Source organism: Paenibacillus helianthi, assembly GCF_001909055.1.
GTDB lineage: Bacteria > Bacillota > Bacilli > Paenibacillales > Paenibacillaceae > Paenibacillus_AQ > Paenibacillus_AQ helianthi.
Window position 1 is genome coordinate 21,845 of sequence record NZ_LVWI01000045.1, and the last position, 19,480, is coordinate 41,324.

General features: G+C 54.6%; 16 protein-coding genes. 11 read left to right on the top strand and 5 right to left on the bottom strand.

What is annotated here, in order from left to right; translation table 11 throughout:
- Window positions 1-201: 201 nt before the first annotated feature.
- Window positions 202-1,794, bottom strand: a complete 1,593-nt coding sequence (locus A3844_RS16680; protein ID WP_074107998.1) for a histidine kinase N-terminal 7TM domain-containing diguanylate cyclase — start codon at window positions 1,792-1,794, stop codon at window positions 202-204.
- A gap of 378 nt (window positions 1,795-2,172) precedes the next feature.
- Between A3844_RS16680 and A3844_RS16685 the strand changes: the two genes are divergently transcribed.
- From A3844_RS16685 to A3844_RS16710, 6 genes are all read left to right on the top strand, one after another.
- Window positions 2,173-2,955 (top strand): ABC transporter ATP-binding protein, encoded by a 783-nt coding sequence (locus A3844_RS16685; RefSeq protein WP_074087412.1) that lies wholly within the window; start codon window positions 2,173-2,175, stop codon window positions 2,953-2,955.
- A gap of 2 nt (window positions 2,956-2,957) precedes the next feature.
- Window positions 2,958-3,770 carry an ABC transporter permease gene (locus A3844_RS16690; RefSeq protein ID WP_083606897.1) on the top strand — a complete coding sequence of 271 codons (813 nt, stop codon included), beginning with the start codon at window positions 2,958-2,960 and terminating at the stop codon, window positions 3,768-3,770.
- Window positions 3,770-4,672, top strand: a complete 903-nt coding sequence (locus tag A3844_RS16695; protein ID WP_074107999.1) for an ABC transporter permease — start codon at window positions 3,770-3,772, stop codon at window positions 4,670-4,672. Before A3844_RS16690 ends, A3844_RS16695 begins: the two co-directional genes overlap by 1 nt.
- A gap of 143 nt (window positions 4,673-4,815) precedes the next feature.
- On the top strand, window positions 4,816-5,922 hold the full coding sequence (locus tag A3844_RS16700; RefSeq protein ID WP_074087411.1) for an ABC transporter substrate-binding protein: 1,107 nt from the start codon (window positions 4,816-4,818) through the stop codon (window positions 5,920-5,922).
- A 91-nt stretch (window positions 5,923-6,013) separates the two neighbouring features.
- Window positions 6,014-7,477 carry a CoA-acylating methylmalonate-semialdehyde dehydrogenase gene (locus A3844_RS16705; protein ID WP_074102007.1) on the top strand — a complete coding sequence of 488 codons (1,464 nt, stop codon included), beginning with the start codon at window positions 6,014-6,016 and terminating at the stop codon, window positions 7,475-7,477.
- A gap of 31 nt (window positions 7,478-7,508) precedes the next feature.
- Window positions 7,509-8,876 carry an aspartate aminotransferase family protein gene (locus A3844_RS16710; protein WP_074108000.1) on the top strand — a complete coding sequence of 456 codons (1,368 nt, stop codon included), beginning with the start codon at window positions 7,509-7,511 and terminating at the stop codon, window positions 8,874-8,876.
- Here the strand turns inward: A3844_RS16710 and A3844_RS16715 are convergent.
- On the bottom strand, window positions 8,842-10,530 hold the full coding sequence (locus A3844_RS16715) for a PucR family transcriptional regulator (RefSeq protein WP_074108001.1): 1,689 nt from the start codon (window positions 10,528-10,530) through the stop codon (window positions 8,842-8,844). The two genes, A3844_RS16710 and A3844_RS16715, sit on opposite strands and share 35 nt — an antisense overlap.
- 302 nt (window positions 10,531-10,832) lie before the next feature.
- Here A3844_RS16715 and A3844_RS16720 point away from each other — a divergent pair, with 302 nt between their 5' ends.
- The 5 genes from A3844_RS16720 (at window position 10,833) to A3844_RS16740 (ending at window position 16,080) form a co-directional block, all read left to right on the top strand.
- Entirely contained in the window at window positions 10,833-12,224 is a 1,392-nt protein-coding gene (locus A3844_RS16720) for an NAD(P)-dependent oxidoreductase (RefSeq protein ID WP_074102005.1), read from the top strand.
- Window positions 12,225-12,293: 69 nt separating this feature from the next.
- Entirely contained in the window at window positions 12,294-13,583 is a 1,290-nt protein-coding gene (preA, locus tag A3844_RS16725) for an NAD-dependent dihydropyrimidine dehydrogenase subunit PreA (RefSeq protein WP_074108002.1), read from the top strand.
- A 2-nt stretch (window positions 13,584-13,585) separates the two neighbouring features.
- Window positions 13,586-15,013: a dihydropyrimidinase gene (gene hydA, locus A3844_RS16730; RefSeq protein ID WP_074108003.1), complete on the top strand. Its 1,428-nt coding sequence runs from the start codon at window positions 13,586-13,588 to the stop codon at window positions 15,011-15,013.
- The gene (locus tag A3844_RS16735; protein ID WP_074108004.1) at window positions 15,013-15,252 is read left to right on the top strand and encodes a hypothetical protein; all 240 of its coding nucleotides are present in this window, start codon (window positions 15,013-15,015) and stop codon (window positions 15,250-15,252) included. The genes hydA and A3844_RS16735 overlap by 1 nt, the downstream gene beginning before the upstream one ends.
- A 183-nt stretch (window positions 15,253-15,435) precedes the next feature.
- Complete coding sequence (locus tag A3844_RS16740) at window positions 15,436-16,080, top strand: TVP38/TMEM64 family protein (RefSeq protein WP_074108005.1); 645 nt, start codon at window positions 15,436-15,438, stop codon at window positions 16,078-16,080.
- On the opposite strand, the gene A3844_RS16745 is transcribed toward A3844_RS16740, so the two are convergent.
- From A3844_RS16745 to A3844_RS16755, 3 genes are all read right to left on the bottom strand, one after another.
- Window positions 16,066-17,577, bottom strand: coding sequence for an aminotransferase class V-fold PLP-dependent enzyme (locus tag A3844_RS16745; RefSeq protein ID WP_143186292.1), 1,512 nt, complete (start codon window positions 17,575-17,577; stop codon window positions 16,066-16,068). The genes A3844_RS16740 and A3844_RS16745 overlap by 15 nt on opposite strands.
- Before the next feature lie 194 nt (window positions 17,578-17,771).
- Window positions 17,772-18,248 carry a DsrE/DsrF/DrsH-like family protein gene (locus A3844_RS16750; RefSeq protein ID WP_074087401.1) on the bottom strand — a complete coding sequence of 159 codons (477 nt, stop codon included), beginning with the start codon at window positions 18,246-18,248 and terminating at the stop codon, window positions 17,772-17,774.
- Between the two features lie 134 nt (window positions 18,249-18,382).
- Window positions 18,383-19,264, bottom strand: coding sequence for a helix-turn-helix transcriptional regulator (locus A3844_RS16755; RefSeq protein WP_074087400.1), 882 nt, complete (start codon window positions 19,262-19,264; stop codon window positions 18,383-18,385).
- Window positions 19,265-19,480 lie beyond the last annotated feature (216 nt).

Below are 19,480 nucleotides of genomic sequence, written 5' to 3' on the forward strand. Positions count from 1 at the left end.
CTCGGCGCCGCGTCTAATGAGGCCATCCGTGCAACTCTAAACTGGAAATTCGCAACGGCTATGCTGTTAAGTGAAGGACGGTTTTAGCATCGCAACAACGGCAGAAACGCCGTTGTTGGAGCGCCGCCGACGGGTTTGCCCGAAACAACGGCAGAAACGCCGTTGCTGTGGCACCGCCGGCAGGCAATCATTGGGGTCCGCTTATACCGGTGTGAAATGGGTGATAGAGGAGCCGCTGGATACGTGAACCGCATTACGCCCATTTCGCTTGGAGGTATATAGGGCATGATCGGCTTCGGAGAGCAGTTCTTCGAGAGAGAGGTTCTTGCTTGAGGAATCCACCACTCCGAAGCTTGCTGTTACATGAATGGACCCGGAAATTGTATAGACGGAGCTGCGCTCAATATCCTCACGAATCGCTTCAGATAACAGAGCGGCCTGCTTCAACGGGGTTCCTGGAAGACAGAGGACAAACTCCTCTCCCCCGTAACGCCCGAAAATATCACCCTCCCGCAAATGCTTGCTGCATACGGCTACAATATGCTGCAGTGCCATATCTCCATAATGGTGGCCATATCGGTCGTTGATGCTTTTGAAAAAGTCGATGTCCAGCAAAATCACTGAGACCGGCGTCAGGTTGAGTGAAGCTTCCTCCAAAAGCTGTCGGCTGAGCTCCATAAAATGCATCCGGTTGTAAATACCGGTGAGACTGTCGGTGGTGGCCAGCTGGAGCAGCTTCTCCTGCAGCAGTGTCCGCTCCGTGACATCAATCAGCATAATCATCCTTCCCACCAGATGTCCATCGTGCTTCTGCACCGGAGAGGATCTGACCTGGTAATAACGGGTTTCACCGTGGATATTCCAGCCCAGCTCACGCTCTTCACTGAGCTGCGGATCGGAGTTCATGACATAGTCAACGGCATCCTGCCCCGCTGGAAGGAAGAGCTGGGCCAAAGGCTTGCCGATGGCTGAGGCATCCAGATCCTGCAGCATGTCCATAGCGGCCTGGTTGTAATCCACCAGCATATCGGAGAGATCCGTAACCAGCACACCGTCGCGCATGCTCTCGAAGAGATTCTCGCGGGCGATAGGAGCGGCGGTCAGCATACCTCTGGAAAGAATAGCCCATATATAGAGGGTCGAGGTTACACTCATAATCACGGGTACGGGGTCCATCCCATAAGGGGTTGCATCCATTAAATAGAGGAATGCCCCCAGAGCCGGGAGAAACTGCCCGATGAAGATGATGGACAGCTGTCTGCGGTAGACGCGCTTCATCCGGTTCCACTGCCAGAGAATCAGGCACATGCCCGCAAGCATACAGCCAAAAGTCAGACTGCCCTGAACAATATACCAGGGTCCCATCACGATATCGATCAGCGGTGTAGGCGCACCTTCCCGGAAATGCATTGACTGATAGAACAAGTGATGATAATCGTTGGTCCATACGAGCAGGACGGAGATGAAGGGGATGACATAGAGCGAGGTAACCAGCCCTTTTTGGATCAGCCGCTCCAGTCCAACAAAATACATAATCATAATCAGACTAGAGGGAGCAATGAAGGGCAGTCCGAGATACTCGACATTAATCCAGAAGCTGATTTCCGGCATGGTCCGGCCCGACAGCTCCAGAGCGAAGCCGAAGGTATAGACTGCTGAAGTGAAGGAGCTGAGGATGAAGGCCCGGGTTCCTGCGAAATCGGTTCTTTTATAATAGGCAAAAAGAGCCAGCAGCACATTCAGCACACCGGAGATCGCAACAATCACAATATAATTCGAAATCATGGATCCCATCGTTCAGACCTCCATGGATGGACATAAGCGTTGAGCATAGGCAGATTGTCTCCTAATCGTCGAAAGATATAGTGAGATAGCATCAATCATAGATCGTGTAATCATTGGTATGAAGGTTGTCCGCATGATGATATATACCTACTTTATCGGAAAAAGTCTCAATTTTTAATACTGTATAGGCTCCACCTAGACAAAGTGACGGAATTTTTCAGACGCTATTTTACTTTTTGTCTAGTGAGAGTCACCGGAGCAAAGTGTAACATGTTAGTTAATCCTACATGGATGAAGGAAAGTAATCGTTATGCGCGAACTTGTGTTATGTTATATAACATAAATAAGAAAATAAAATCCGATTCAGGAGTGAAGGGGGAGCTGGATATGTCATTAGTCGCGGCAAGAATTCCTGAAATACAGCTGCAGAACGTAGAGATGCGCTACCAGACCGATACAGCCGATGTGCTTGCGCTGCATCAAGTGAGCCTGGATATTGCCAAGGGAGAGTTCGTCTCTCTGCTCGGCCCGTCCGGCTGCGGCAAAACTACACTGCTGAGACTGATGGCAGATCTTATAACACCAACCGGCGGGGACGTTACGGTGGCCGGCAAGAGTGCCCGCGAAGCCCGTCTGGCCCAAAAATACGGCATCGTCTTCCAGAGTCCGGTCCTGTATGACTGGCGGAAGGTGAAGCATAATATTACACTGCCTCTGGAACTGATGGGTGTGAAGAAATCCATACGTGAGGACAAAGCGCTGGAACTGCTGGATCTTGTAGGCCTGCAGGGCTTCGCAGACAAATATCCGTGGCAGCTCAGCGGAGGGATGCAGCAGCGGGTTGCCATCGCCAGAGCGCTGTCGATGGAGCCGGAGATCCTGCTGATGGATGAACCGTTCTCGGCGCTGGATGAATTCACCCGCGAGCGTCTGAATGAGGAGCTGCTGTCCGTCTGGAACAAGGTGCAGAGCACTATTGTTTTCGTAACCCACAGCATTCCCGAGTCGATCTTTCTCTCGGACCGCGTGTTCGTGTTATCTCCGCATCCGGGCAGGCTGTCCGCGATTGTGGATATTCCACTCCCTCGTCCGCGCACGGCGGAGATGAGAAACAGTCCGCAGTTTTTTGAACTGATCGCCCATATCCGCGACAGCTTCGAAGGGGTGTAGAGATGAAGGGGAACAGTACGTTTATGCGGGACCGCGTGCTGCCGCTGTTCGTCTGGATCTTCGGTCTGCTGGTGGTATGGGAGGCGGTGTCCTGGTGGCTGCTGAATGTGGCGAAGACGCCGCTGGCCCAATCCAAGCTGCCTTACGTTCATGAAGTGGCGGCGACCTTATGGAAGTACAGCGGCACGCTCTTGAAGGAGGGGGGAGCCACCTTTGGTAATGCAGGTGTCGGATTTCTGATCGGTGCAGTGGCCGGAGTGGTCCTCGCGGTGCTGATGAGTCTCTCGAAGACGATTGAACAGCTTGCCTTCCCTTATGCGGTTGCCTCGCAGATGATTCCGATTCTGGGCCTGGCCCCGATCATCTATGGCATTGTGCGCGACGAACAGGTGTCGCGGATTATCATCTCCGGCTACATCACCTTTTTTCCGGTCGCGCTGAATATGCTCCGCGGGCTGCGGAGCGTGGATCTGCCGGCGGTGGAGCTTATGCACTCCTATGCTGCCAAGCCCTGGGCAGTGTACTGGAAGCTGCGCTTCCCGGCTGCACTGCCGGGCCTCTTCAGCGGACTGAAGATTGCAGCTCCGCTCGCAGTAACCGGGGCAATCCTCGTGGAGCTCATGGGCGCACAGCATGGCATCGGTGTCATCATGCTGCGTAATCTCTATTACGGTCCCTCCCATACGTATATGTTCTGGTCAACAGTGCTTGTTGGAGCCTTGCTGGGGATGGCCAGCTATTGGCTGATGAGTCTGGTGGAACGCCTGGTAGCGCCATGGCAACCGGAATTCCGTCCGAAAGGGGGCAGCCGCTGATGGAGAGCAATACTACTGTGCGGGATATACCATTCATTGCATCATCAGGCAAAGAAGCAGCAACGGCTCCAATCACATCAACTAACAACGAAATTACAACAGATCCTGATAAACGTCGAAGTCCCCGGCGGCCATCCAAATGGCTGAATCCGGGTGTGATTCTGCCCCTGCTGGCCGGTGTGCTGTTTCTGATCCTTTGGGAGGTTCAGGTCTTCCACAAGCTCTTTGATCTCAAGAAATATCAGCTTCCATTGCCCTCGGCCATCGCAGAAGCAATACGGGATCATTTCAGCCTGTTGCTCTCCTATACCGGCTATACGCTGACCGAGGCAGTGGTGGGGATGCTGATCGGTTCGGCCTGCGGCCTCCTGATCGCCTTGGCGGCAACGGCCTGGCCCCGCTGGGGCGGAGGAAGCCTGACCCTGGTGGCTGCGCTGAACGCTGTGCCGATTGTGGCGCTTGCTCCGATTATGAACCTGTGGTTCGGGGACGGCATCGGGTCCCGGGCCGCAATTGTTACAGCGACAACGATGGCGGCGATGGCTATTAATGCCTACAAGGGCATGGCTGCGGTTGACCCCCTTGCTCTGGATCTGATGCATTCGTATGCAGCCGGCAAGCCGGCGGTATTCCGCTACCTGCGGATCCAGAACAGTCTGCCTTATGTGTTCACCGCGCTGAAGATCAATGCTACCGCGAGTATGATCGGAGCTATTGTCGGGGAATTCTTCTTCTCCTCGCGGGGCCTCGGCTACCTGCTCTCCAATTCCATCAAAGTGGCCAAAATGCCGCTCGGCTGGTCCTGTATCGTGCTGGCAGCCATTGCCGGAGTCCTCTTTTACCTGATTGTGGAGCGGCTGGAGAAGGTGTTCATCAAGTGGCACTCCTCTCAGCGGTCCTGATACCTGAATTCGTTACATCCGGTTCCTGCGAAGAGGGAGACAGAGAACCCCTCCGCAGGCCGTATGCATAGAGCATCACGCTGGTAACCATGCTGTGGCTTTTGCCGAAATGAAAACTCAAACGGGTAGGGGGAGTTATTTTGATGAACAGGAAGAAGGGCAAGTTTCGTGGCGGGGTGCTGGTAGCGGCGTTTATCATGATGATTTCTTTGCTGGCAGGGTGTGGCGGCAATAATAACAATGCGGCTCCGGCGGCTGAGGCGACGGCCGGAACAGAGGCTTCTGCATCGCCGGAAGCGGCGGCAACAACGGAACCCGCTGCAGATCCGGTCACGGTCAAGCTGCAGCTGAAATGGGTGCCTCAGGCTCAATTCGCCGGTTACTTCCTAGCCCAGGACAAGGGCTATTACGCGGAAGAAGGGCTGAAAGTTGAAATTCTGCCCGGGGGTCCGGACATTGTGCCGGAGCAGCAGGTCGCAGGGGGATCGGCGGATATCGGCGTAGACTGGGTCGCCAGTCTGTTGACCAGCCAGGAGCAGGAAATGCCGCTGGTGCAGATTGCGCAAATCTTCCAGAAGAGCGGACTGGTGCTGGTATCAAAGAAGGATGCAGGCATCAGCGGACCGGCTGACCTGAAGGGCAAGAAGGTCGGCAACTGGATGGGCGGCAACGAGTTCGAGATTCTGGCACTCTTCGATAAATACAAACTGGATTCGAATAAGGACCTGAAATTTACCAAGCAGGGCTTCACGATGGACCAGTTCCTCGGCGGGGAGATCGACGCGGCTTCGGCCATGACCTATAACGAATATCAGGTCGTGCTGGAATCGGGTATCAAGGCAGAGGATCTGAATGTAATCGACATGAATGATGAAGGTGTGGCTATGCTGGAAGACAACCTCTTCGCCAACAAGGAATGGCTTGAAGCCAACAAGGAAACAGCCGCCAAGTTTGTCCGTGCTTCCCTGAAAGGCTGGAAGGACGCGATTGCCGATCCGGAAGCGGCGGTTGACAGTGTCATGAAGCTGGCTGAGAAGGGCAGCACCACCCGGGAGCATCAGCTGACGATGATGACCGAGGTTGCCAAGCTGATTCAGCCGGAAGGCTTCGACGCTTCCAAAATGGGTTATACCGATGCGGCGGCGTTCCAGCAGACGGCAGATATTGCCCTTAAGTTCGGCGTCATCAAGACGGCATCCAAGGTGGATGAAGCCTATACGAACGAAATTGTGGAGATGGCGGCAAAATAACGCGGATACACTCATATTCCTATAGATGACCGCCGGATGGGCGGTCATCTATTATAATCAGCAGCCCAGAAGGCGGAAAGAGGTGCAGAAGATGTCTCTGCTTGTAAGGCAAACGGAGAAAGTAAAGAACTACGTAAATGGGGTGTGGGTGGAGTCCTCCTCCGGACAGCAGGAAGAAGTATTCAATCCGGCGACCGGTGAGGTCATCGCTTATGTGCCGCTCTCCAGCCGGGAGGAGCTGGATGATGCGGTGAAAGCGGCGGCAGAGGCGTACTCTTCCTGGAAAAAGGTTGCTGTACCGCGCCGGGCCCGCTATTTCTTCCAGTACCAGCAGCTGCTGGTTCAGCACTGGAACGAGCTGGCCGGACTGATCACGCTGGAGAACGGCAAAAGCCTGGAGGAATCGCTTGGAGAAGTGCAGCGCGGCATTGAATGTGTGGAATTTGCCGCCGGCATTCCCACACTGATGATGGGCAGTCAGCTGCCGGACATTGCTACCGGTGTCGAGTCAGGTATGTACCGGTACCCGCTTGGGGTGGTCGGCGGCATTGCGCCATTCAACTTCCCGATGATGGTGCCCTGCTGGATGTTCCCGCTGGCGATCGCCTGCGGCAACACCTTTGTCCTGAAGCCCTCCGAGCGTACGCCGCTGCTGATGAACAGGCTGGCCGAGCTGTTTGCGGAAGCTGGATTTCCGCCTGGGGTGCTGAATGTGGTGCACGGGGCGCATGAGGTGGTGAACGGTCTGCTCGAGCACGAGGAAGTCAAAGCTATTTCCTTTGTAGGCTCCCAGCCGGTTGCGGAGTATGTCTATAAGCACGGAACATCGTTCGGCAAACGGGTGCAGGCCCTGGCAGGGGCTAAGAACCATTCCATAGTACTGCCTGATGCCGATCTCGATAACGCGGTCAAAAACATCATTTCCGCCGCCTTTGGCTCAGCAGGTGAGCGCTGTATGGCCTGCTCTGTGGTGGTTGTGCATGAGGAGATCGCAGATAGGCTGGTAAGCCGCCTGAGTGAAGCTGCTGATGGCCTGAAGATCGGCGACGGCAAGGATGAGGGAGTCTTTCTTGGCCCGGTGATACGCCAATCGAACAAGGAGCGTACGATCGCTTATATCGAAACGGGGATTAAGGAACAGGCGGAGCTGGTGCGGGACGGCAGACTGGACCATGCGGCAGCCGGAGCGGGTTACTTCATCGGGCCGACCATATTCGACCGTGTGCAGCCGGGCATGACGATCTGGCAGGATGAAATTTTTGCGCCGCTGCTGGCTGTGGTACGGGTCAAAGATCTGGCCGAGGCCATTGCCGTGACCAATCAGTCCCCTTTTGCCAATGGAGCCTGCATCTATACGGACAGCGCTAAGGCGATCCGGGAATTCCGGGAAGAGATTGATGCGGGAATGCTGGGGGTTAACCTGGGCGTGCCTGCGCCGATGGCCTTTTTCCCTTTTTCGGGCTACAAGAAATCCTTTTATGGAGATCTGCATGCGAACGGCAGGGACGGCGTAGAGTTCTATACCCGCAAGAAAATGGTTACCGCACGTTATTGACTACTATGGAATGTTGAGAGGAGAGAGTGCCATGCAAAGCCTGGGGAACGATAGCGAGCGGGCCATTCAAAAGGATCAGCAGTATTTGTGGCATAATATTACCCCTTACAATGAAAAGAATCCGCCGATGATCGCAGTAGAAGCAAGCGGCTCATGGGTGACGGATATTGACGGCAACAAGTTTCTGGACGGCATGTCCGGCCTGTGGTGTGTGAATGTTGGCTATGGACGCAAAGAATTGGCAGAGGCGGCTTACAATCAGCTCCTTAGCCTGCCGTATTTCCCGCTCACGCAGAGCCATATGCCGGCAATTGCCCTAGCTGAGAAGCTGAATGAATGGCTGGAAGGCGACTATGTTATTTTCTTTTCCAACAGCGGGTCAGAAGCCAATGAAGCAGCCTTCAAAATCGCCCGCCAATACCAGCAGCAGATCGGCCAGCATTACCGTCATAAATTCATCGCCCGCTACCGGGGCTATCATGGAAGCTCCCTTGGTGCGCTCTCGGCCACCGGCCAGGCGCAGCGGAAATATAAATACGAGCCGCTGAGCGGCGGGTTTCTGCATGTAGCCCCGCCGGACAGCTACCGACGTCCAGCGGGAATGACCGTGGAGGAATTCAACCTTCAGAGTGCGCAGGCTATTGAGGATACGATCGTCTGGGAAGGCGTGGAGACGGTAGCGGCAGTTATTATTGAGCCGGTCATTACCGGCGGCGGCGTCATTGTGCCGCACCAGGTTTATCTGGACCGGGTTCAGGAGATTTGCCGCAAGCACGGAGTCCTGCTGATTATTGACGAGGTGATCTGCGGCTTCGGGCGTTCCGGCCGCAAATTCGGGCATCAGAATTTTGGCGTGAAACCGGATATAATCACCATGGCCAAAGGGTTGACCAGTGCCTACCTTCCACTGTCGGCAACGGCCGTCCGCAAGGATATCTACGAGGCCTTCAAGGACAACAGTGACGACTACGGGCATTTCCGCCATGTGAACACTTTTGGCGGTAATCCGGCAGCCTGTGCGCTTGCCTTGCGCAATCTGGAAATCCTGGAACAGGAGAACCTGGTGGAGCGCGCGGATATTCTGGGCAAGAAGCTGACTGCCGGATTCGCTGAACTGCTGAACCATAAGCTGGTGGGAGATATCCGCAGCTTCGGACTTGTCATTGGCATTGAACTGGTAGCGGACAAGGTCACCAAGCAGCCCGCTGATCTGGCTGTCGTTAAGGGGATTATTGCCGAATGCAAAGCGAAAGGCCTGATCATCGGCAAAAACGGCGATACGGTAGCTGGCTTCAATAATGTGCTTACCCTTGCGCCTCCGCTATCCTCCACCGATGCGGATATCCAGTTCATCCTCGACACCGTTACAGCTGTGCTGAACGGGAGCTGGGCAGAGTGAATTTCTCGGGATACAGAAGCTGATAGGCGCGCAGGGCGACCTGGATGGAGATGCGGTTCTCCGGAAGCATGAAGTCTTCACCCAGCAGCTCGGTGATTTTGTCCAGCCGGTAGTAAAGGGACTGTCTGACGATGAACAAATTCCGGGCGGCGATCTGTTTCGAGCCGTCGTGGTCGAGGTAGACGCGCAGGGTCAGCAGCAGCTCGCTTCCTTTGGCCATATCATGGTCGATCAGCGGGCCGAGATAGCTGCGGATGAAGTTCTCCAGTGTCTTGCCGTCATTCAGGCTCAGCAGTAGCTGGAAGACGCCGAGCTCTTCATAGAACAGAATTGACTTCTGATAACAAGAATATAGAGACAGTGCCTGTACGGCTTCCTGGTAACCGGCATAGGCGTGTTTCAGACCCCGGTGGGACTTGCTGACTCCGATGACGAGCTGCAGGTCCTTCAGCTTCTCGTCGGAACGGATGTGCTGCAGCGCATCCAGTGCCTGCTGCAGCCGCAGCTTGCCCGGCAGCTTGGACTGGATATCAAGGGCGATAACCGTGAGGCGGTTATTCTTCAGTGTAATCAGCGGGCGCAGCGAGTATTTCTCGAAGATGGAGCGTAGGATGAGCGACAGGTGAAAGGTGATCGACTCCCAGTCGTTCTCCGAGCTGTTCCATTTCACGTCGCGGGGATTTTCGATTTCGATCAGGCACACGCGGTACGGCAGCTCATTCACGATATTGAAGTCGGGACCGACCAGCCCTTTAAGCCGGTTGTCATCCTGGGTCCGTCCGCCAATCAGCTCATCCACCCACAGATTCTCCGAGAATAGCTTCCGTTCCTCCATATACCGTGTGCGCAGCAGCTCCTGTGCGATGGATAGTGAGGCAGAGTCAAGCAGCAGACAGTCGAATTCCTGCGGCTTGTGATTGCAGACCATCAGAATATAAGCCCAGGTCTGATCGAGCGCGCCTACCGGCTTCAGGGCAATCGTCTTGTGGCCGTAGTCGCGGATATAAGGGGCAGCATCCGGCTGCACGCCTTCCATCTCTTCACCGAAGGCTTCGAAGAAGCTCAGGAGCGGAGTCTGCTCCTCGGGCGGGAGCGCCGGGAAGAACAGGGGTTTCCCTTGCGGCTGCATATATACAATTTGCGTGCGGGTGCTTTTGCATAATAATTGCAGAACCTTGAGCGCACCTTGAGAGGTTAGTGTCAGACGGTGGAACTCACGGGAGATACTTTCTAGCTCCTGAAGCATGCGGTGATGGCGGTTGATAATGAGGGAATGCAGGTCAAGGGTGATATCTACAAAGCGTACCGTGCGGGTGAAAATGATCAGCGGGAAGTCATGCTGGTTGGCGAGATCAATCATTTCCTGCGGAATGCTGCTGAAATAGGCTCCCAGCTCAATGCATAAGCAGGCTGCGTTCTTATCAATCAGATTCTGCATAAAAGATAAGGAAGAGGGCAGATCGACGCTTGCCCCTATGCCGGTGGTCAGAATCATCTCTTCCCCGTGGATCAGACTTTCAAAGCTCGCGCTCTCCAGCACATGCACCCAGCGGATGGCCCGGCCCAGGCCGGTTCTTCCACCGGCGATTTCTGCTTCGGCGAACAGCGGTCTTTTCAGCGCATCACGAATCGTAAATACAAGCTCCCAATCCATAAACTTCCCCCTCGCTTGACGTATGACCGGCTTCCTGCCTGGTGTAGAAAATACACTTTTGAAATTAGACAATCTGTCTAATGTAACGAAAAATGGAATTTACTATAGTTTCAATATAACGTGTTAGGATAGTTAACCTAAACCAAAAGAAAATAGAAATAAAATTAGGTTTATTGTTCATTTTACTACAATAATCCTGAGAAGTAAGTAAAATATTAAGGCAATACTCGTAATAATGTTATATTATATAACACAAACATGCAGTTCAAGCGGAAACCACTCATACAGAAGGAGGGATACGGATGGAGCACTCTTCTCCGTTAAACACATTTACGCCCGATATGTTCATGCGGGGTTTCGCCGAGGCTGAACGTGGCCTTACCCGCAAAGGTGCGATCGAAGAATCCAATCGTTGTCTGTATTGTTACGATGCCCCCTGCATCAAGGCCTGCCCGACCAGCATTAATATTCCTTCTTTCATTAAACGTATTGCCACGGACAATCTGAAGGGCTCGGCACAAACCATCATGGATGCCAATCCGGTGGGCGCAAGCTGCGCACGTGTCTGCCCAACGGAGGAGCTGTGCGAAGGGGCGTGTGTGCTGAATGACGCTTCTGCGCCGATCCAAATCGGGCTGCTGCAGCGCTATGCCACCGATTGGGCGATCAACAGCGGGGTGGAGTTATTTAAGGCGGGCGTTCCGAACGGCAAAAGAGTCGCGGTGATTGGCGGCGGTCCGGCCGGGCTGTCTGCGGCCAGAGAACTGGCGCGTGAAGGTTATGGTGTGGTGATCTATGAAGCGAAGGAGCTTGCGGGCGGACTGGATACACACGGAATCGTCTCGTTCCGGCTGCCGCAGTCCATATCCCTGTGGGAAGTGGAGCAGGTCGGGAAGCTGGGCGTAGAGATCCGTACAGGGGTGAAAGTGGGCGTTGATATCTCCGTGGAAGAACTGAAGGCCGGGTATGATGCCATCGTACTGGCTGCGGGAATGGGCTATGTTCCGCCGCTGGGTATTGAAGGAGAGAAGCTCTCCGGGGTCTATGATGCTATAGAACTCGTGGAAACCACAAAGACAGGCATTCCGGCACTGGAGCTGATGGGCCAGCGGGTCGCCGTTATTGGCGCAGGCAACACAGCGATTGATGCGGCTACCTGTTCGGTACGGCTGGGAGCGGCGAATGTGAAGATGGTCTACCGCCGGACACTCGCGGAGATGACGGCTTATGATTTTGAATATGAATTCGCCAAGCAGGAAGGGGTGGAATTCAGCTGGCTGACCCTGCCCAAGCGGATTATCGGGGATGAGCTGGGCAATGTGACTGCTCTGGAGTGTGTACAGATGAAGCTGACCGGAGAGACTGGCAAGGATGGGCGTCTGACACCGATGCCTGTGGAAGGCTCGGAATTCCTCATGCCGGTGGATGCGGTGGTGGTGGCCATCGGGCAGAAACGGCGGGTTGACCTCATTGAAGCACTGGGCCTGGAGCACGAGTGGGGCGTCGTTAAGATCGATGAGCGAACCGGCCTGACCTCCGATCCTCAGATCTATGCCGCCGGGGATATCGTCTTCGGCTCGGGCAAAGGTGAAGCGATGGTGGTCTCCGCTGCCCAGCAGGGCAAGGATGCTGCTTATGCCATTATGAAGCAAATGTCGGGCCTTCAGGATAGCGTGCTGGGCTCTGCCGTATAAATTGGGGTTGCTGTGCGAATACAAGACCGGTTGCTCTTGCCGGACATACATGACTGGGAGGGAACATTAATGGCAGATTTGAGTATTGATCTTGCAGGAATCAAGTCACCCAATCCGTTCTGGCTGGCCTCTGCCCCGCCTACCAATACAGGCTACCAAGTGCAGCGCGCCTTTGAGGCAGGATGGGGAGGTGCGGTGTGGAAGACGCTCGGAGAGCCGGTGATTAACACCTCATCGCGTTTTGCAGCTGTACATTTTAACGGACAGCGCGTAGCGGGCTTTAACAACATTGAGCTGATCACAGACCGTCCGCTTGAGGTGAACCTGAAGGAAATCTATGAAACGAAGAAAAGGTTTCCGAATCATGCGATTATCGCCTCCCTGATGGTGGAACCCAAGCAGGAGAAGTGGCATGAAATCGTCAAGCGGGTCGAGGCTGTCGGTGTAGACGGGCTGGAGCTTAACTTCGGCTGTCCGCACGGCATGGCTGAGCGCGGGATGGGCGCTGCCTCCGGCCAGCAGCCTGATCTGGTGCAGGCCCAGACGACCTGGGTGAAGGAAGTGGCGACCACTCCCGTCATTGTGAAGCTGACACCGAATATTACCGACATTACGGTGGTGGCCCGCCACGCTGTCAAGGGCGGCGCGGATGCGATCAGTCTGATTAATACGATCAACAGCCTGGCCGGAGTGGATATCCACAGCTGGAATACCATTCCGAATGTGGGCGGGCAAGGGGCGCACGGCGGTTATTGCGGTCCGGCGGTGAAGCCGATCGCTCTCAGCATGGTCGCTGAATGTGCCCGCGACCGCGGTGTAGGTGTGCCGATCTCAGGGATCGGCGGCATCTCCACCTGGCAGGATGTGGTGGAGTTCATGCTAATGGGTTCAACGGGCATCCAGGTCTGCACGGCGGTGATGCATCACGGGTTCCGGATTGTCGAGGAGATGATCGACGGCCTGAACAACTATCTGGATGACAAAGGCCTCGCTTCAGTCACAGAGCTGATCGGCAAGTCAGTGCCCAAATACTCCAACTGGGGCGATCTGGACCTGAATTATAAAGTAGTGGCCCGGATTAATGAGGATAACTGCATCAACTGTAATAAATGCCATATTGCCTGCGAGGACGCCTCGCATCAATGTATCGAGATGCTGACCAATGCCGAGGGCAAGGCGATTCTGCAAGTGCGTGAGGAAGACTGTGTAGGTTGCAATCTGTGTTCGATTGTCTGTCCGGCAGACGGTGCAATTGATATGGTCGCTCTGGACAGCGGGGCAGCGCCATTAACCTGGAATCAGCGGAATCAGGTGATCAGTGGTTTGAACGGCTCGTACTCGGAAGCGGAGGTGGTATAAGGATGAAGAAGATCATCAAAAACGGCATTATAGTTACCGCAGCAGACACCTATAAAGGAGATATCCTGGTGGAAGACGGGATAATCACCGGAATTGGCCTGAATCTGGAAGCGCCGGGTGCGGAGATCATTGACGCTTCCGGCAATTATGTCTTTCCAGGAGGCATCGATCCCCATACCCATCTGGACATGCCCTTTGGCGGCACGGTAACCGCCGACGACTTCGAGACCGGAACCATTGCCGCCGCTTACGGGGGGACAACAACGGTTATTGACTTCTGCCTGACTGCCAAAGGCCAGCCGCTGCAGCAGGCTGTGGATACCTGGCACCGGAAATCGCAGGATAAGGCTGTCATAGACTACAGCTTTCATCTGATGGTCTCAGAGCTGAACGATACAGTGCTCGGCGAACTGCCGCAGATTATTGAGAAGGAAGGCATCACCTCGCTGAAGGTGTTCATGGCTTACAAGAACACGTTCCAGGCCGACGACGGCGTGCTGTACAAGACGCTGCAGGCCGCCAAGCGGGAAGGCGCACTAGTGATGGTCCATGCTGAGAATGGCGATGTGATTGAATATCTGGTAGAGCAGGCCTTGGCTGCCGGTAATACCGATCCAATCTACCACGCCTTGACCCGGCCTCCGGAGCTGGAGGGTGAAGCTACCGGCCGGGCTGCTTCTCTGACAGAGCTGACCGATTCGCAGCTCTATGTGGTGCATGTAACCTGTGCGGAAGCCGCCTGGAAGATCGCTGAAGCGCGCCGGAAAGGGCTGCGTGTCTACGGAGAGACCTGTCCGCAGTATCTGGTACTCGATCAGACGGCCCTTGAGAAGCCGGACTTCGAGGGGGCCAAATATGTCTGGTCTCCGCCGCTGCGCGAAGCGTGGAACCAGGATGTGCTATGGGATGCGCTCTGGAGCGGTACGCTGCAGACGATCGGCTCCGACCAGTGCTCTTTTAACTTCAAGGGGCAGAAGGATCTGGGTCTGGGTGACTTCTCAAAAATTCCGAACGGCGGACCAACCATTGAAGACCGGTTCAGCGTGCTCTATTCCGAAGGTGTGCAGAAAGGCCGGATTTCTCTTCATCAATTTGTTGATATCATTTCAACGTCCAGCGCCAAGCTGTTTGGGCTGTTCCCTCAGAAGGGCACTATTGCTGTAGGCAGCGATGCGGATATCGTTATTTTCGACCCTGCTGTGAAAAGAACCCTTTCTGCCAGTACCCATCATATGAACGTGGATTACAATGCCTTTGAAGGCATGGAGGTCCAGGGTGAGCCCGTCTCTGTGCTGAGCAGAGGGGAATTCGTCATCCGTGACAAGCAGTATGTAGGCAAGGCAGGGTCCGGCAAATACCTGCACCGCAAACGCTTTGAAGCGGAAGCGCCGCGTCCCTCTCAAGCAGAAATCAGCGGAGGGGTGGTCTAATGTCTGCATATGCCGAGTTCGACAAGGAACGGCAGGAGGTTGACACGTTGCTGCGGCAGGGTTACTCCATTACCAGTATCCAGGAGGATCTGGACGGAGCGAGAGTGAAGTTCATCAGCAGCGAACCGGGTAAAAGCTCCCAAGAGCTGCTGCTGCTCACAGCCGATGCGCGCAAGCATGTGACGACACTGCTTTTTGCCGGAATCAAACCAGTTACCGCCATAGAAACACATATCTGAGCTGTCAGAAGCGTTACAAGGCTGCGATCTTAGGATCGCGGCCTTTTTTGGCTATTCCCGTGCCGGGCTTCTCTCCGCTTGTCCATCCGATGTGCGTCAAGACACCGCATCCAGCGAAAAGTATTGTATAATTGAGGCTCAATGTTAAGCCATTTCAACTATGGATGAGGAGAGCGGAATCCTATGTTTTATTTAGATATGATGTCATGGCTTACGGAGGAGCGCCTCCGGCAGCTATTGGAGCAATACCGGTCGCTGGGGCCTCTGCCCGGAGTCGGGCTCACCTTTATGAAGTCCTTTGTGCCGCCGTTGCCAACGATTGCGATCGTGGGACTCAATGGGGCGGTGTACGGGCTGTGGCTGGGTTTTTTGTATTCCTGGCTCGGGCTGGTTGCGGGCTGTGTAACTACGTTCCTGATTATCCGTAAAATCGCCTCGCACCCCTACTTGCGCAAGTGGGCGCTGCGGCCCAAGGTTGTAAAGAGCATGACCTGGGTCCGTAACAGCGGCTTCAGCTATGTGTTTCTGCTCAGCATATTCCCGGTCGGACCGTTTGTCGTAATCAATATGGCTGCCGGGCTGGCCCAGATGCGGCTGCGCTCGTACCTGATTGCGCTGTGCGCAGGCAAAGCCATCATGGTGTTTGCAGTGTCCTATATCGGAAACGATATGGAACGGTTCATCCGCCATCCCTGGGAAATCCTCTACGTGCTGCTCTTTATCGGAGTCTCACTCTGGGGGGTTAAGGCCATTGAGGCCCGGTTCGCCCGGGCCGCGCGGGTAAGGGAGGAGAATCTTCCTGCCGGTGAATCGCTACAACGCGAATAATTCGCGGACAGCCGTCCCGGTTCCGCCTTCTTCGGCAAAGTGGAGCCAGCTGTTAGTCGTGTGGTTATAACGGTAATCCTGCTGCCATACGCCAATGTGGCGGGCAATGCTGCCGACGGCGCCTATCATCCGCTCCACCTCGCCGTCAGTCATAATAGGGTGCAGGGAGAGGCGGACCCAACCCGGCTTAAGCGACTGGTCGCCAGCATGAATCGCCTGGATAAATTCACGCGAGCGTTCCCGGTCAAGACCCAGCAGATGATGGCCATAAGGTCCTGCGCACGAGCAGCCTCCGCGTGCCTGGATGCCAAACCGATCATTAAGCAGTTTGACCACAAGATTATAATGAATCCCCTGTACATTGAAGGATACGATCCCATGGCGACGGGTGTGTTCTCCTGCAAGGATCGTGCAGCCCGGGATAGAATCAAGTCCGGCGAGCAGCCGGCTGCACAGCTGGTGCTCTCTCTCCATCATGAATCCGCCATCTCCGTTCATGGCATCCTTCAGCTTCAGGCACAGCGCTGTACGGAAGGCTTGCAGGAACCCCGGAGTTCCGCTGTCTTCACCGACTTCAACCGTATGGATATATCGGCGCCCTCCCCAGGCGTCGACCCATACCACCGTTCCCCCGCCCGGCTCATCCGGCTGACGGCCTCTCTTTAAATCTGCATCGAAAACCAGTACTCCGCCTGTGCCGGGGCCGCCCAGAAATTTATGTGGCGAGAAGAAGATGGCATCCAGCCTCTCCAGCGGATCATCTGGATGCATGTTGATGGGGATATACGGAGCGCTGGCGGCAAAATCAACAAAACAAACTCCGCCGTGGCGGTGCATCACCGCGGCGAGCCTGTGATAAGGGGTCTGAATACCGGTCACGTTGGAGCAGGCAGTGAAGGAGCCGATCTTGAAGCGGCGGTTCCGGTAGAGCATCAGCAGGTGCTCCAGCTGCCGCAGATCCATCGTTCCATCTGAACCGGCAGGGACGGTGACGACATCACCGATGCCTTCCTGCCACGGGAGCAGATTGGAGTGATGCTCCATATGACTGACAAAGATGACCGGGCGGTCCTCAGGGGGGCAGAGATACTCTTCCTGCATCCATTCCGGGAGTTTCAGGCCCATCAGGCGCATCAGTTTATTCACTGCGCCCGTAGTGCCGTTGCCGCAGAAAAGCAGAGCATCGCCCGGTCCGGCGTTCACATGGTCCCTGATAATTCTCCGCGCTTCATTATAGGCCCCGGTCATCGTCAACCCCGTGGTATTGGATTCTGTGTGTGGGTTGCTTACATAGGGTCCAAAGCTCTCCTGGATTTTACGCTCTATGGGTTCATACAGCCTTCCGCTGGCTGTCCAGTCGGCATAGAGCAGCGGCTGCCGGCCATAGGGCGTTGAAATCACATGCCGGCCCCCAATCGTATGCTCGCGAAAAGCTGCGAAATGCTCCTGCAAGGAAACGGGCTCCTCTGCCGTAGAAGTGCGGTGGATACTCAGCACGGACAATCCCTCCAGCCAATAATTTCTTGAAAATATTAGGATGCATGGGTTTCACATCATCAATCATCCTAATATTTCCCGCTGAAACGGATACCGTCCTTAAGTGGCCGGCGAAGCCGTTTCTTCGTATGGCCCCAGTATATGCCCGCTTGCAGAAATAGGTTAAAGCCCAGAACCAGTCGGAAAGGATCTGGCTAGATGAACAGCTGCATATCGCTTTCAAGCGCGTCCTTCAGATAGGTGGCGGCATCAATGATCTCGACCTCGGGCAGGAGCTCTTCCGGCTTGAAGCCCATAATTTCAACACTCAGCTTACAGGCGTAGAACTTGATGTTTTTTTTGCGGGCTCCCTTCAAAAAGTGGATCAGCTTCGGCGCTCCCTGATCCTCAATCATTTCCTCCAGCATCATCTTCCCAAGGCCGCTGAAATTCATCCGCGAGAGCGGAAGCTGCTCCGGCCCCTTAGGGGTAATCACATCCATGAGCTTTTCGTAAATCGTTTTATCCTCCAGTGTCATTTTGTCCGGATCGCGGACCAGGAACAATCCCCAGAACGTGAAGAACATCGTGACCTCGACATCAATATCCCGGGCGGTATTAGCTAGAATCAGCGCCGCCATTGCCTTGTCATACTCCCCGCTGAACATCAGCAGGTTCATTCGTTTACCCATTCCTCTTATCCCTCCATGGATATCCAAGATGTCTTTAGTATGGTTATGGAGGGAGGAAGTATGCTTCCTCAAAAGTTGAATTCCACAATAAAGTAAGGGATTTAATGGTTTGAAATTAGGCAGAGGGAGGGAACTCAGAAAAAGAGACGGCTGTAATTCAACCCGCCGCTTTCGGACCGGAAAGAGCCTGGAGTCTGGCCCGTCATCTTTTGAAAGACCTTGATAAAGTAGCTGCCGCTGGAATATCCGACCTGGGATGCAATGGTCTCAATGCTCCAATCGGTGGTTCCCAGGAGTTCTACAGCGCGTTCAATCCGGGTCCGGTTCAAGTATTCATTGGGGGTCAGGCCGACATATTTGCTAAATGTACGCAGCAGGTGGAATTTGGAGAGTCCCATTTGCCCGGCAAGCTGCTCTTGGCCGATCATGGAGCTGTAATGGGTGTCGATGAATTGGACGGAATCCCGAATAGCTGCAGGCCATTCCACTGTGTCCCGTGGTCCGCCCAGAGAGAGTCTGCCGAGCTCCATCATGAATTGATGCAGCAGGGAGGAGGCCATGTAGGGATCTGAAATTCTTCCCGAATGAGCTTCACGGGCAATGTCGCGCAGGATACGGATCGGCCTGCTGCCGGGGACAATGGCCGGAGCGGCTCCGAGCTTGGACTTAATGTCTTCCCAGAGAGGCAGGAGGGACTTCGGCCGGAAGAGCAGGAAATAGAATTCCCATGGCACTGAATCACCGGGATGATAATAACGGTGGCTGCCGGGGATTTCAGTCAGGAACGCCCGGCCCGGCCCGATGCGGTGGGTCTCCAGATCCGTCTCGAACATTCCGTGTCCTTCTACGGTATATTGGAACAGCAGCAGTGGTCCATCCGTACGGCTCATGCCGTTCCAGTGATAGGAAGAGTCCGTCACGATCTCATGTCCGACTGCGAAAAGATGGCAGAGTGACAGACGGTCAGGCTCACTGAAGCGGAAGCCGTAGACCCCGTGGCTGTTTTTGTGTGTCACAGAATGCCTCCCTATAGAACGAAATGTTTATTTTAGCTTATTGTACATAGAATCTACGGTATAGAACAACAAATTTAAAATATTAGTTGAGCATGAACTTATTGGGCATCCATGGAGTCTTGATCAAGTAGAACAGTAAGAAAGATGGGGAGAATGGATTGCGCGAAGCCTATAAATTCTTATCTTTATACAAAAACAGCCCCCTGCCGGGAGCTG

Coding starts and splice junctions, on each gene's coding strand:
- A3844_RS16695 (WP_074107999.1), top strand. CDS start 3,770: ATGGAGAGCAATACTACTGTGCGGGATATACCATTCATTGCATCATCA.
- A3844_RS16685 (WP_074087412.1), top strand. CDS start 2,173: ATGTCATTAGTCGCGGCAAGAATTCCTGAAATACAGCTGCAGAACGTA.
- A3844_RS16690 (WP_083606897.1), top strand. CDS start 2,958: ATGAAGGGGAACAGTACGTTTATGCGGGACCGCGTGCTGCCGCTGTTC.
- A3844_RS16710 (WP_074108000.1), top strand. CDS start 7,509: ATGCAAAGCCTGGGGAACGATAGCGAGCGGGCCATTCAAAAGGATCAG.
- A3844_RS16720 (WP_074102005.1), top strand. CDS start 10,833: ATGGAGCACTCTTCTCCGTTAAACACATTTACGCCCGATATGTTCATG.
- A3844_RS16705 (WP_074102007.1), top strand. CDS start 6,014: ATGTCTCTGCTTGTAAGGCAAACGGAGAAAGTAAAGAACTACGTAAAT.
- A3844_RS16740 (WP_074108005.1), top strand. CDS start 15,436: ATGTTTTATTTAGATATGATGTCATGGCTTACGGAGGAGCGCCTCCGG.
- preA (WP_074108002.1), top strand. CDS start 12,294: ATGGCAGATTTGAGTATTGATCTTGCAGGAATCAAGTCACCCAATCCG.
- A3844_RS16750 (WP_074087401.1), bottom strand. CDS start 18,248: ATGGGTAAACGAATGAACCTGCTGATGTTCAGCGGGGAGTATGACAAG.
- A3844_RS16715 (WP_074108001.1), bottom strand. CDS start 10,530: ATGGATTGGGAGCTTGTATTTACGATTCGTGATGCGCTGAAAAGACCG.
- A3844_RS16680 (WP_074107998.1), bottom strand. CDS start 1,794: ATGGGATCCATGATTTCGAATTATATTGTGATTGTTGCGATCTCCGGT.
- hydA (WP_074108003.1), top strand. CDS start 13,586: ATGAAGAAGATCATCAAAAACGGCATTATAGTTACCGCAGCAGACACC.
- A3844_RS16700 (WP_074087411.1), top strand. CDS start 4,816: ATGAACAGGAAGAAGGGCAAGTTTCGTGGCGGGGTGCTGGTAGCGGCG.
- A3844_RS16735 (WP_074108004.1), top strand. CDS start 15,013: ATGTCTGCATATGCCGAGTTCGACAAGGAACGGCAGGAGGTTGACACG.